The 13,022-nt window shown below is 71.4% G+C and carries 6 protein-coding genes; 1 reads left to right on the forward strand and 5 read right to left on the reverse strand.

The genetic code is table 11. From position 1 onward, the window contains the following. Positions 1-10 precede the first annotated feature (10 nt). From ACFYQA_RS21925 to ACFYQA_RS21945, 5 genes are all read right to left on the reverse strand, one after another. The gene (locus tag ACFYQA_RS21925; RefSeq protein ID WP_388920263.1) at positions 11-2,458 is read right to left on the reverse strand and encodes a galactose oxidase-like domain-containing protein; all 2,448 of its coding nucleotides are present in this window, start codon (positions 2,456-2,458) and stop codon (positions 11-13) included. Next, positions 2,455-3,774, reverse strand: a complete 1,320-nt coding sequence (locus ACFYQA_RS21930) for a glycosyltransferase (RefSeq protein ID WP_388920266.1) — start codon at positions 3,772-3,774, stop codon at positions 2,455-2,457. The genes ACFYQA_RS21925 and ACFYQA_RS21930 overlap by 4 nt, the downstream gene beginning before the upstream one ends. Continuing rightward, positions 3,771-5,531 carry a glycosyltransferase family 39 protein gene (locus tag ACFYQA_RS21935; protein WP_388920362.1) on the reverse strand — a complete coding sequence of 587 codons (1,761 nt, stop codon included), beginning with the start codon at positions 5,529-5,531 and terminating at the stop codon, positions 3,771-3,773. The genes ACFYQA_RS21930 and ACFYQA_RS21935 overlap by 4 nt, the downstream gene beginning before the upstream one ends. Positions 5,532-5,566: 35 nt before the next feature. Next, positions 5,567-6,835 (reverse strand): glycosyltransferase, encoded by a 1,269-nt coding sequence (locus tag ACFYQA_RS21940; protein WP_388920269.1) that lies wholly within the window; start codon positions 6,833-6,835, stop codon positions 5,567-5,569. 265 nt (positions 6,836-7,100) lie between these two features. Beyond that, the gene (locus ACFYQA_RS21945) at positions 7,101-9,152 is read right to left on the reverse strand and encodes a thioredoxin domain-containing protein (protein WP_388920272.1); all 2,052 of its coding nucleotides are present in this window, start codon (positions 9,150-9,152) and stop codon (positions 7,101-7,103) included. Positions 9,153-9,769: 617 nt separating this feature from the next. On the opposite strand from ACFYQA_RS21945, the gene ACFYQA_RS21950 reads away from it, so the two are divergent. Next, a complete protein-coding gene (locus ACFYQA_RS21950) occupies positions 9,770-12,988 on the forward strand; it encodes a tetratricopeptide repeat protein (RefSeq protein WP_388920275.1) in 3,219 nt (1,072 codons plus the stop codon). The last annotated feature ends 34 nt before the right edge of the window (positions 12,989-13,022 follow it).

The following is a 13,022-nucleotide window of genomic DNA, read 5'->3' on the forward strand; positions in this document are numbered from 1 at the left end:
CGGCCCGTGCTCAGCCTCGCCGGACGTCGCCCTTGCCGCAGGCGACGCCGTCGCGGTTCCTGTCCAGCCGCAGCGGGTCGTCCTTGCCGTTGAGCTCGAGCGTGCCGTACTCGTTCTGCTTCAGCCAGGCGCAGCGGGCGGCGGCCGTCGCCCCGACCTCGGCCGGGAAGGCGGTCGGTACGCAGACGTTGGCCGAACCGTAGTGCCGGTCGCAGCCCGAGACGGTCGGCGGGAGCGGCTCCGCGGCGCGCTTCCTCCCGGGCCCGGTGACCTTGCCCTCCGGAGCCTCGGCGAAGTCGTGCACATGGGCGCCGGCGTCCTTGGCGGTCAGCGCCGCCGGTCCCTGCAGATGCACCCACTCGGCGACCGAGGGCACGCCGTTGGCGTCCACCGCGAACAGCATGTACCAGCCGGGCGGCGCCAGGTCGGGATTGCTCGTCACATTCAGGTCGACGGTGGTCCCGTCGTTCCCGTCGACGGACAGGGGCAGGTCGACGAACCGCTGGTTGGGGTCGGAGGAATGGGTGACGGCCGCCGGGCGGATCAACTCGGCCTTGGCGATGGGCCGGTCGACGGTGATCCGCTGGGTGTCGCCGTAGGTCCACTCGCCGTCGATCAGCGAGGTGATCACCGGCCGCCCGCCCTTGAACAGGTAGGGCGGGCTGTAGACCGACACGTTGTGGTTCCAGCTGCCGTTGCCCGGATTGTCGCCCGTGGTCATGACCCGGCCGTCGGGCAGCAGGAACGCCGAGGAGTGGTAGCCGCGCGCCTCCGGATCGACGGCCACCGGGTCGAAGGTCTCCGACGCCGGGTCGAAGATCGACGTCTCGAAGACCGGGTCGGCCCGGTTGTGCAGCGCGCCGCCGGTCTCCAGCACCTTGCCGTCGGGCAGCAGGACCGCGGAGACGTACATCTTGCCCTGGTCGCCGGTCTGCGGCACCGGGCCGTCACCGTGGTCGACGGTGCCCTGCGGGATCGGCGGCCCGGCGACGTAGGAGGGGTTCGCCTCCTTGAGGTCGATGATGTCGGTCAGCCGGTTCGCGTCCGGGTTGGAGTCGATGTTGCCGCCGCCCAGGGTGAGCACCTTCTGGTCCTGCGCCGGGGGCAGCAGCACGCTCGCCGACTGGTCCCGCTCGTCCTTGTTCCGCAGGCCCGGAACCTCGGTGACCGTGTTGGCGTCGTAGTCGTAGATCGCGGAGCCGGTGCCCGGGATGTTGTTGCCGAAGACATGGCTGCCCGAGTAGAACAGGCGCCCGTCCTGCATCAGGATCATCGACGGGTACAGGCCCCAGTACGACCAGGTCTGGTTGACCCGGTTCATCGGCAGCCACCGCTGCTCGGCGTCGGACCACAGGTCGGCGGTGACCGAACCGGTGGAGTCCTCGCGCAGACCGCCGAAGCTGATCACGTCACCGCTGCCGAGGATCGTCGCCGACGGGTACCAGTGGCCGTCGTTCATGTCGTTGGTCCTGCTGTAGGTCTCGGTCTCCGGGTCGAAGACGTACGAGTCCTTGTAGCCCTGGTAGCCGATCGTGCCGTCGGCGGACGGGTAGCCCTTGTTGCCGCTCATCACCAGCACCCGGCCGTCCTGGAGCTGCACATGCCCGGCGCAGAACATGTCGTCCGGTGTGGGGACGACCTCGTACGTGCCGTCCTCGGGGTCGTAGACGGCGCTGGTGAAGGTGCCGGCCTCGAACAGCTCCTCGCTGTTGCCGGATCCCGCGATCAGCAGCACCTTGCCGTTGTGCAGCACCACGGAGTGCATCGAGCGGACCGGGTTCTGCGTGGGCAGCACCTCCCACAGGCCGTCGGCGCACTCCCGGGCCGTGCCGGTGCAGCCCGGCTCCGGGACCGGCTCGGTGACCTGCTCCATCGTGTAGTCGTCGGTGGTGGCCGCACCGGTGCCGTAGACGGAGACGCCCCAGGAGATGCGGTCGGTGCCGGCCGGGACCTCCGGGGTGCGGACGGTGGCCTCGGTCCAGGCGGCGGGCCGCATGTCCAGCGTCTTCAGATCCGTCCAGTACTGCCAGCCCGCCGTCTCGTCGTGCCGGAACAGAGTGAGGGACGCGTCCGGGGTCGTCGACTTGTACCAGAGGCCCAGGTCGTACTGCTTGCCCGGCGTCACGACCGGCGCGCACGCGGCGGACTCGGTGATCAACGCCTTGCGGTCGCCCTCGATGCGGCGGGTCAGCTCGACCTTCATCGCCCTGTCGCCGGAGTGGGCGTCGGAGGTGGTGGTGAAGGAGAAGTCGTTGTCGCCCCAGCCGGACTTCTCCCAGCAGTACGGCATGTCGCCCGCGCCTGCGGTCTCGAACCCGGGGTTCGTGATCAGGTTGGCGGCCGAGGCGGACTGCGGGGCGGTGAGGAGAAGACCGGTGGTCAGGGCGCCGACGGCCAGCAGCGCGGTACGGCGTCCGGGTCTCGCAGGTGTTCTCGTACGGATCGTTCTCGATCTCATGCGGTACTCCTCGCGGTACGGCTCTCTTCGGTGCGGTTCTCTTCGGTGCGGTTCTCTTCCGTGCGGTTCTCTTCCGTGCGGTTCTCTTCCGTGCGGTTCTCTTTTGGACGACGCCTTGCGGTACGGCCCTTCGCGGGGCGGCTCCGGCCGGGGCGGCTCTTGCGGGGCAGGTACACCAGTGCCTCGGTGGCCGCGAAGCGCAGGACGAAGGTGGTGACGAGGGCCAGCGCGGTGGCCGGCAGGACGGACATCCCGAACGGGCCGACCAGCAGGGCGATCAGCGGCAGCCGCAGCAGCAGATCGGCGTTGGCCAGCAGCGCGAACCGTGCCGTGCGGTCGGCCCAGTGCCGGTGCCACCGCCGCTCGCGGAACAGCACTGTCTCGATCAGCAGGAAGTTCCAGGCCACGCCGAACTGGTTGGCGACGATCTCGGCCGGCAGGTAGTGCAGGCCCGCCCCGGTCAGCGCCCACAGTGCCAGCAGGTTGGGCACGAAACCGGTCAGCCCGATCAGTCCGAAGGCGATCATGCGGGCCGGCGAGGACGCCATGCGCAGCCCGGCGAGGTGCCGCAGGAAACGCAGCCCCTCCCTGGCGGTCGACTTGGACTCCCCGGCGAACCGGTCCCGGAAGACGAACGGCACCTCGCCGACCGTGCGGGGGCGGCTGCGGACGGCCAGTTCGAGGAGGATCTTGTAGCCGAGGGGCTTGAGGACGTCGGCCGTGACGGCGCTGCGGCGGACGGCGAAGAAGCCGCTCATCGGGTCGCTGATGCCGTGCAGCCGCCGCGGGAACAGGGACTTGGCCAGCCAGGTCGCCCCGCGCGAGACGGCCACCCGGTACCCTCCGGCCAGACCGGCGCGGCTGCCTCCCTCGATGTACCGGGAGGCGACGACCAGTTGGGCCTGCACCCGCTCCCCCGCCGCCACCAGCTCCGGCACCAGGGAGGGCGGGTGCTGGCAGTCGCCGTCCATGACGACGACCCAGTCCGAGGAGGCCGCCCCGATGCCCTCCACGACGGCACCGCCGAGGCCGCCCACCGCCTCCTCCCGGTGCAGCACGGTCACCGGAAAGGGGCAGTCGCGGGCCGCCTCGCGGACGACGTCGGGGGTGTCGTCGGTGGAGTCGTCCACGAAGAGGACCTCGCAGGGCAGCCGGGCCGGCACCGACTCGGTGATCAGCCGCAGCAACTGCCGTACGTTCGCCGACTCGTTGAACGTCGGCACGACGATCGTGACCGCGCCGGGCTCCGGCACGCCCGCGGTGGCCGGGGCGGCGGGGGCCTCCAGCTCGCCGGGGGCCGTGGACTCCTGGCTCATCGGGTACCTCCGGTGGCGACGACCTGACGGATCTCGACACGGTCCGCGCCGGTGCCGAACACGGCGACCGGCTCCGAATGCTCGATGGCCGCCTTGACGTTGGGCAGGTCCACCGCGTCGCGCCGTACGGTCGGCGAGGCGACCACGTAGTCGAGGTCCCGCCAGCCGCGCGGCATCGTCTTCGTCACCGCCGGGTCCAGGTCCGCCTTGTAGAACCAGATGACGCCGAGCCCCGGCCGGTACCCGGCGTGCACCAGGTCCAGCCACATCGCGTCGTCCACCAGCACCCGGGTGCCGCCCGGGTCGGCCACCTCGGTGGCCATCCAGTGCGACGCGGCCTCGTAGGGGGCGTTGGCGTCGGCGGTGACGGCGGTGCGGGCACCGTCGTACCAGCGGGGCACGACGTAGGCGCAGGCGGCGAACGCCAGGGTGGCGGCGAGCGCGTACCGGGCGTACCCGACGGCCCGGTGCTCGGCGCCGGACCGCCACCGGCGCAGTACGGCGTGGGCGACGCTCGCGGTGCCGCCGGCGAGGACGAGCGCGAGGAACGGCAGCGCCTGGATCACGTACATGGCGGGCAGATAGCCGCTCGGGCGCAGGGCGAGCGCGGCGAGGATCGCCACGGTGAGCGCCGGTCCGGCGAGCGCGCGGGCGGTGACCGACCAGCGCCAGGTGGCGAGCAGCAGCAGTGCGCCGGCCAGACCGCCCAACGGCAGTACCCGGTCGTAGTACAGCCAGGACTGCAGGACGCCCCACGAGCCGGAGCCCTGGTCGAGGATGAACCCCGAACCGGGTCTGGTCAGCTGGTACTGGACGCCCTCCCACAGGGAGACGTGCCCGCCGCCCGGGAACAGCTCGCCCTTGAGCAGCGCGAACAGCGGATACGAGAACCCGATCAGTGTGCAGGCCGTGACGGCGCCGGTCAGCGCGAACTTGCGGGTGTCCCGGTGGCTGTGCAGCCACGCGGTGACGAACAGGGCGGGCAGGACGACGAGCATCGTCTCCTTGGTGAGCACCGCCGTGGCGGCGGCGATCCCGGCGCCGAAGTGGTGCCAGAGGTGACGGTTCGGGGAGGCGGCGAGGGTGAACGCGAGCAGCGTCCACATCACCGCGAGGTTGTCGAGGAAGATCTCGCGCTGGAGCACCACCGACAGCGGTGACAGCCCGAACAGGAGCATGCCGAGGCCGGCCGCCCAGCGGGGCAGCGAGAACCGCCGCCCGAGGACGTAGACGAGGACCGCGCTGATACCGCTGATCAGCAGCATCACACCGCGCATGGTGCCGACGGTCATCGACTCGGGGCTGATCATCGCGGGGATCCAGGTCAGTACGGCGAGCTGGATCCAGCCGAGGGGCGGGTGGTCGTACCAGTAGGTGTAGTGGGCGAGGCCCCTGCCCTCCTGGACGGCCCAGGCCTGGGCGAGGTAGGTGCCCTCGTCGTCGCTGAGGGTCGGATAGGAGCCGATGTTCCAGCCCTGGACGACGAGGATCGCCACCAGGAGGACACCGCACAGGAGGAGGTCGGAGCGGGAGGAGCGCAGGCGGCTCGGCGGTTCCGGCGGCCGGCGGGTGCGGGTGGGGCCGGTCCCGGGCGCGGGGCCGCGCTGGGCGGGGACCTTCGGGGGCGGCTCGGCGGTCTTGGCGGTCCCGGTGGTCCCGGCGGCCTCCGAGGTCCTGGTGGTCCCGTCAGCCCCGGCAGTCCTGGTGGTCCCGTCAGCCCCGGTGGCCCCTGCGGTCCGGCTTCGGGCAGCGGTCATCGCTTCCGCGGCGTTCGCCGCGGGGAGGGTGGAGGTCACGCGGGAACGTCCTCTCGGGTCACGTCGTCCGCAGCGAGGTGCGCGCCGACATGAGTGGTCAACTCCCAGTCGTTGCGACCGCGTTGCTCGCGCCAGACGGCACGGATCGCGGCGCCGGCGAGGAGTACCTGGTAGAAGGGGCCGCCGACGACGAGCTTGAGGTAGTGCGTGAAGCGGACCCGGAGCCCGTACTGCTTGCCGAAGTCGTGCAGCCCGACCACCTCGAACACGAAGGTGACCAGGGCGGTGACGGCCGGCAGGAAGGTGACGAAGGCGATGCCGACGGGCACGTCGAGGAACAGCGCGATCGCCACGTTCAGCGGGATGATCACTCCGGTGAAGGCCTGCAGGAAAGGCGTCATCAGGGTGTAGCGGGCCAGCATCCGCTGCCCGAACGTGGGCAGTTGCTTCCAGTCCTTCTTCCGGTACACCTGGAGGAAACCCTGGTTCCACCGCGTGCGCTGTTTCAGCAGCGACATCAGTGAGCCGGGGGTCTCCTCACGGGTCACCATGTCGGAGTCGTACGCGACGACGACCCGCTTGCCCACACTGGAGAGCCGGACGCCGAGGTCGCAGTCCTCGGCGAGGCAGTCGGGGTCCCAGCCGTCCGCCGCCCGCAGCACGTCGGTGCGGACGAAGACGGTGTTGCCGCCCAGCGGAATGAAACCTTTCTGCGCGTGCAGATGGAGCCTCGAGCGGAACCAGAAGAAGTACTCCAGGCAGTTGCGCAGGCTGTACCAGCTGGAGTGGAAGTTGATCAGCTGCACTCCGCCCTGGACGACGTCCGCGCCCGTGGAGCGGAAGGCGTGGTCGACATGGGCGAGCAGTTCCGGATGGACCTGGTCCTCGGCGTCGAAGACCCCGACGACATCGCCGCGGCAGTGCGGCAGCGCCGTGTTCATGGCCTTCGGTTTGTTCTTCTTCTCGTGCGTGTCGACGACGACCCGGACGCGTGGGTCGCGGTCGGCCGCCGCCTCGGCGACCGCGGCGGTCTCCGGGTCGTCGTGGCCGACGATCACGATGATCTCGAAGTCGGTGTGGCTCGATTCCAGCAGCCGCTGGATGGTGTGGTCGAGCACCGCCTGCTCGTGCCGGGCGGGTAACAGCAGCGAGAAGGACCGGTGCTCCCCGCCGTCCGGACTGCTGAAGCGGGTGGAGGCCAGCACTTCCGGCGTGCGCCAGGCATGCATCTGCCACCACAGAGTGAACGCGGCCATCCAGAACAAGGCCAGCGAAACGACAGAGATGAACACAGACGTGAGCAAAAAGATCCCCCCAGATCCCATATCCCCCGACACGTGACGGCGCATCACTCACACGGCGATACGCCTGTCACGTCACCGTGCAGACATTAAGGGGGAGTTGTGAAATCCGGGAGGTGTTCGGATAAAGAACCTGTTGCCTGTCGTTGCTTCAAGCGACCGGTTGCGTCCGAATCGGCCATCCTGTGGCCGATTTCTTCAGTTGCCGGACAACTCGGCGGCCAGGAAGCCTGGTTGAACCCAGCTGCCGCCTGCCCTCTGCACCGCCTCAGCCGCCCAGGGCCGCGCTCAACCGGTCGGGATCGGTCGTCGGCACGTCACAGGTGAAGTTGCGGCAGACGTACGCGGCCGGTTCACCGCCCACCAGGGGCCGGTCGGCCAGCAGCGGGAACTCGTCGCTCTCCGGCACCCCGACGGCGACCACCGCGCCCGGGGCGGTGCCCAGAAGTGCCGTACGGTGCAAGGATTTCGTCGCCGGGTCGTCGAGCGCCGGGCCGACCACCGCGACCTCCCGCGGCCCGTCCAGCGCCGCCTCGGCGACCGCGAGCCCCCAGCCGACGAACCGCGGCACCCGCGGGCCGAGCGCCTTCACCACGCCCAACGCCCTTTCCGCGGCGGTGCGATGCGCCGCGGAACCGGTCTGCGCCGCGTACCCGAGCAGCGCGCCGGCGGCGGCCGTCCAGCCGGACGGAACGGCGTTGTCCATCGGGTCCTGCGGGCGCCGGATGAGCCGCTCGGCATCGGACGCCGTGTCGTACAGGGCGCCCGACTCGGGGTCGGCGAAGCGGACCAGCACATGGTCGAGCAGCAGCCCGGCGAATTCCAGCCACACCCCCTCCCCGGTCACCGAGGCCAGCGCGAGGAAGCCCTCGGCGACGTCGGCGTAGTCCTCCAGAACGCCGGCATTGCCGCCGACCCGGCCGTCCTTGCTGGTCCGAGCGATCCGGGCGTGGTCGTCGAAGTGCACCCTGACCAGGAGATCGGCGGCGGCGACGGCGGCCTCGGTCAGATCCGGCCGGTCGAAGTAGGCACCGGTCTCGGCGAGCGCGGCGATGGCCAGCCCGTTCCAGGCGGCGACGGCCTTGTCGTCCCGGCCGGGAGCGGGACGGGCGCCGCGCGCCGCGAGCAGCCGCTCCTTGATCCCGCCGGGGCCGGCGATCCGTTCGGCGTCGAACACCTCGTCCTGCTGGGGCAGCTGGAGCACGGAAGCGCCTTCCTCGAAGGTGCCCTCCTCGGTCACCCCGAAGTACCGCACGGCGAGTTCGGCGTCCTGCTCACCGAGCGCCTCCCGCAGTTGCGCGGGCGTCCAGACGTAGTACGCCCCCTCTACGTGCCGTCCGGCGCCGTCATCGCTGTCGGCATCCAGCGCGGAGGCGAACCCGCCCTCCGGCGTGCGCAGTTCGCGGACCATGAAATCGGCGGTCTCCAGCGCGACCCGGCGCGCGAGCTCGGAACCGGTGGACCGCCACAGGTGGGCGTAGACACGGCACAGCAGAGCGTTGTCGTAGAGCATTTTTTCAAAATGTGGCACCAAAGGCCCACCAATTCCAGGTGTGAGTACGTACCGGTGGAACCCGCCTCCCACTTGGTCGTACAGACTCGAACGAGCCATCGCACCGCACAGCCCTTCCGCCATCTCCAGCGCCGCCACGGAACCGGCCCGAACGTGGTGGCGCAACAGGAACTCGATCACCATCGACGGCGGAAACTTGGTGTCTCCCTTGAACCAGCCGCTCGCGGGATCGATGTCCCGGGTCAACTGGAGGAGTGCGCGGGCCTGGGTCTCCTCGGTGGGTGTCCCGGCATCCCCGGTGCTCAGCTCCCGCCCGGCAAGGTCCTGAGTGATCTTCCCCGCGACTTCTCCCACCTCGTCCCGTCGGCTCGTCCAGGCGTTGTGTACACCTTCAAGCACCTGCCGGAAGGACGGCATGCCGTGGCGAGCTTCCGGCGGGAAGTAGGTACCGAAGTAGAAGGGCTCCCCGTCCGGCGTCATGAACACGGACATGGGCCACCCGCCCTGCCCAGTGGCGGCTTGTACGGCCTCCATGTAGACGGCGTCCACGTCGGGCCGCTCCTCACGGTCCACCTTGACGGACACGAAGTGCTCGTTCATGTACACGGCGGTGTCGTCGTCCTCGAAGGACTCGTGTGCCATGACATGGCACCAGTGACAGGCGCTGTATCCGACGCTCAGGAACACGGGGACGTCACGCCGCCGGGCTTCTTCGAACGCCTCGGTCGCCCACGGCCACCAGTCGACGGGGTTGTCCGCGTGCTGAAGGAGATACGGAGAAGTGGCCTGCGCGAGTCGGTTGGACATACCCCCATCCTCGCGCACCCGCCTCCGTCCCGCCCATACGCCACAGAGACAACACGCAAACGGGGCGGAAGGCTTCCGGCTCAGTTTGTCATCCATCCGATTCGACGCGGTTTCATGCACACCTTCCTGGTGGCCGACCTGGTCCGGGTCGGGACGGTTTCGGTGCACCGGCTGGTGAGCCGGTCTTCGCGTGCAGGTTCCTGAACGCCCTGCGGAGGCGGGCGGGTGTCACTTTGTTCGGCTCGGCCGGCTTCTCCGGGGTCCACGAAAGCGAGCCACCGGGGGGCTACCTCGATGACCACCGGGTCACCGGGCTCAAGAGCCGTGATGTGGTGCACCCAAGCCTGGCCCACCGCGTGGTCGATGCGGTCGGCGAGAGGCACTGCTCCCTCGCAGATCGACTTGCCCCGCGTCTGCCGGACCGCACACCGGTAGCGTCCACCCCGACTGGAGGGCGTCTCTCCGGAAGGCGCCCCGGCCCCTCCCCCTCGAGATATGGCGTGTACAGGACATCAATTTCACGCATAACCCGAAAGGGTCTCGGGGAGGGGACGGGAGGGACCCCTGGACACCTGGGCACACCGGGTGCGACCGGGGCCCCCGGAGGGGGACGTGACATGCGGGACAGTCATCGTGCGGACGCCGAGCGGTTGTTGGCACGGGCTGTGGAGGAAGAGGTGCGCCGGTCGGGCGGGCGCACCGACGGGAAGGTGCTGGTGTCCCGGGCACGCGGCGCGCTGGACTCGATGGCGCGGACGGCGGCCGAGGAGTACGAGGCGTACACCCGTGCCCTGGACGACGCGGCGGCCGGGCAGCTCACCCTCCGCCAGCGGTACGCCCGCGAGGGCGCCGGGACGCCGTTACTGGTGGCCGGGGTGGCCGGGGCGACGGCCGTGGTCGCCGACCTCTTCCTCGGCACCGGCACCGGGACGGCGCTCGGCGCGGGCGTGGCCGTCGGAGTGGCCGGGGCGGCGGCGACCGTGGTGAAGGTCGTGGGCGCGCATGTGCCCGCCGCCCACCACCGGGCCGGCGCGGTGAGCCAGCCGGGCGGACCGGAGCAACTGCGGCTGCAGTGGCTGACGGCGCTGGAGGTGCGCGGCATCCGGCCGTTCCTGGACCAGCAGCGGATGCTCGCCGCGTCCACCGGGCCCCAGCGGACGGGACCGCGGCTGCGCGGCGCCGACAAGAGCGCGGCGGCCCGCGGGCGCAACGTCCTCGAGCAGTCGTTCGGCCAACTGCCCGAGCCGGTGGGGACGTTCGCGGGACGGCGGCGGGAGATGGCGCAGATCCGGCAGTGGGCGCAGGCCGCACGCGCGACCACGGAGACACTGCCCACGGTGGTGGTGCTGTACGGGGCGCCCGGCAGCGGCCGGACCACGCTCGCGGTGCGCGCCACGCACGACCTGAAGGACTACTTCCGCGGCGCCTGCGTGGTCGATCTGCGCGCCGACAGCCCCGGCGAGGCGCCGCTGCCCACCCGGGACGCGCTGCTGCACCTGCTGAACCGGCTGGGGGCGCCCCGCGAACAGTTGCTGTTCCGTGAGCGGTCCTCGCCCGACCAGCAGGTCAGACGGCTGAGCGAGCTGTACCACCAGCATGTGACGGGCATGCCGGTGACGATCGTCCTCGACGACGCCGCGGACCCGCAGCAGGTCCGCACCCTGCTACCGGAGCGTTCCGACAGCCTGGTCCTGGTGACCTCCCGGGCACCGCTCGGCCTGCCGGACGACCTGCCGGCACGGGTGCACCAGCTGCCGGTGGAGGCGCTGGACCCGGCGGGCTCGGAAGAGCTCCTGACCGCCGCCGCGCAGGACTCGTCCGAGCCCTACGACGCCGAGTCCGCCGACCGGGTCCGGGAACTGTGCGGCGGGCTGCCGCTGGCGCTGCGGATCGCCGGCTCCTCGCTGGGTGCGCGCTCACCGCGCGCGCTGGCCTCGGACCTGAGCGCCTACGGACCGGTCGACCCGGTCGAGCGCGCCCTGTGGCTGCGCTACACCGACCAGCCGGAGACCTTGCGGCGGCTGCTGCGGCGGCTGGCGCTGGCGGGCCGGGTCTCGCTGGGCGCGGCAGCGGCGGCCGCGGTGCTCGGCACCGACGAGGCCGAGGGCCGGCGGCATCTGGAGGCGCTGTCCCGGGCCGGTCTGATCACCCCGGTGCGGCAGGGCCGCTACCGGCTGCACGACCTCGTCCGCGCCTTCGCGCTGGCCCGTCTCCTCGACGAGGAGGACCCGGCCGAGCGGGCGGCGGCGCAGGAGCGGCTGATCGTGAACTACGCCGAGCTGGCCGACTCGGTGCTGCGGCTGGTCGACGGGAACATGTCGACCCGCTCGGACCGCTTCGGCCCGTACGGCTTCACGTCCCTGGACGAGGCGCTGCGCTGGCTGGACGACGAGTCGAGCTTCATCACGGCGGCACTGCGGCACGCGGAGGGCGTCGACCAGAGGGCGGTGCTGAACCTCCTGGGCGCCCTGTGCGACTACTGCCTGCTGCGCGGCGACCTGTACCGGCTCGGGGAGATCAACGAGCTGGCGCAGACCGTGGACGAGGGGCTGCTGGTGCGTTCGGTGCAGTGGCGCACCGGTATCGCGGCCCGACAGCTGGGCGAACTGGACAAGGCGCGGACGACCCTGACGTCGGTGGTCGACCTGTACCGGGAGGCACACCACGACGCGGGCGCCGCGCGGGCCCTGACCTCACTGGGCATCACGCTGCACCACCAGGGCAATCTGACGGAGGCCTCGGCGCGGCTGCGGGAGGCGATGGACCTGCAGTCCGCGCCCCAGCTGGCCACCGACCGGGCGTGGACGATGCACGCGCTGGCCGCGGTGGAACGCGACCGGGCCCGGCTGTCCGAGGCCCTGGACCTGCTCACCGAGTCGCTGGTGCTGCACCGGGCGGGCGAGTCCGTGCACGGCCAGGCGTGGGCGCACTTCCAGCTCGGGCAGCTGAACCTGCGGATGGGTGACGTCCCCCGCGCCGAGACGGAACTGCGCACCGCGCTCGAGCTGTACGGCCGCACCCGCGACGCCCGCGGCGAGGCGTGGGCGCTGACCCAGCTGGCCCGTGCCCGGCTGATCGAGGGGGACGCCTCGCCGGCCGTGGAGGACCTGCGGCGGGCCGCCGCCCGGCACCGGGACAACGAGGACGCGCGCGGGGAGGCGTGGACGCTGTACTACCTGGGCCAGGCACTGGAGGAGACCGGCGACCTGGACCGAGCGGTGCGCGAACTGGAGCGGTCCCGCACCATGTTCTCCCGGATGCGGGACGTGTACGGGCTGGCCTGCGCCCGGCACCACTCGGCCCGCGTCACCCGCGACCAGCGGGCCGCGCAGACCGGTTCGCTGCGCAACTCCGGCTTCGCCCGTCAGCTGCTGGTCGACGCCCGCGCGGACTTCCAGCGCATCGGGGTGGCCCACGGCGAGGCGTGGACCTGCCTGGAGCTGGCGGTCGTCGACGCGGGCAACGCCCGCACCCAGCAGGCGCTGGCCCTGTGCGACGAGGCGGCGGCGCTGTTCGCGTCCTACGGGGACCGGCGCGGCGAGGACTGGGCGCGGTTCCTGCGCTGCACCCTGCTCCCGTACGCGGCCCCGGGCGGTACGGAGGTCGGCACGGCGGTGGCCCAGGAAGAGCTGGCCCAGCTCGGCCGGACCACGCACGCCACCCGCGACGAGAAGCTGGGCGACTACGTGGACGCCTACCAGCTGCTGCTGGAGCGGGGGGCGAGCCTGGAGGCGGGCTGGCAGGCCTGGCGCCTGGGCATGGTCCCCAGCCGCCACGCGCGCGAGGTGATGGGGGTGGCCGTGGGGTCGCACACCCAGGGCGGCCCCGTGGGGTGACGCCGTGGGGTGACGCCGCGTAGCCTTCCGGGGC

It is taken from the genome of Streptomyces sp. NPDC005774, from assembly GCF_042871645.1.
GTDB lineage: Bacteria > Actinomycetota > Actinomycetes > Streptomycetales > Streptomycetaceae > Streptomyces > Streptomyces pratens.

What these genes read in the sequence shown, in the direction of transcription:
- ACFYQA_RS21925 (WP_388920263.1), bottom strand. Translation starts at nt 2,458, where the DNA reads ATGAGATCGAGAACGATCCGTACGAGAACACCTGCGAGACCCGGACGC.
- ACFYQA_RS21930 (WP_388920266.1), bottom strand. Translation starts at nt 3,774, where the DNA reads ATGAGCCAGGAGTCCACGGCCCCCGGCGAGCTGGAGGCCCCCGCCGCC.
- ACFYQA_RS21935 (WP_388920362.1), bottom strand. Translation starts at nt 5,531, where the DNA reads ATGACCGCTGCCCGAAGCCGGACCGCAGGGGCCACCGGGGCTGACGGG.
- ACFYQA_RS21945 (WP_388920272.1), bottom strand. Translation starts at nt 9,152, where the DNA reads ATGTCCAACCGACTCGCGCAGGCCACTTCTCCGTATCTCCTTCAGCAC.
- ACFYQA_RS21950 (WP_388920275.1), top strand. Translation starts at nt 9,770, where the DNA reads ATGCGGGACAGTCATCGTGCGGACGCCGAGCGGTTGTTGGCACGGGCT.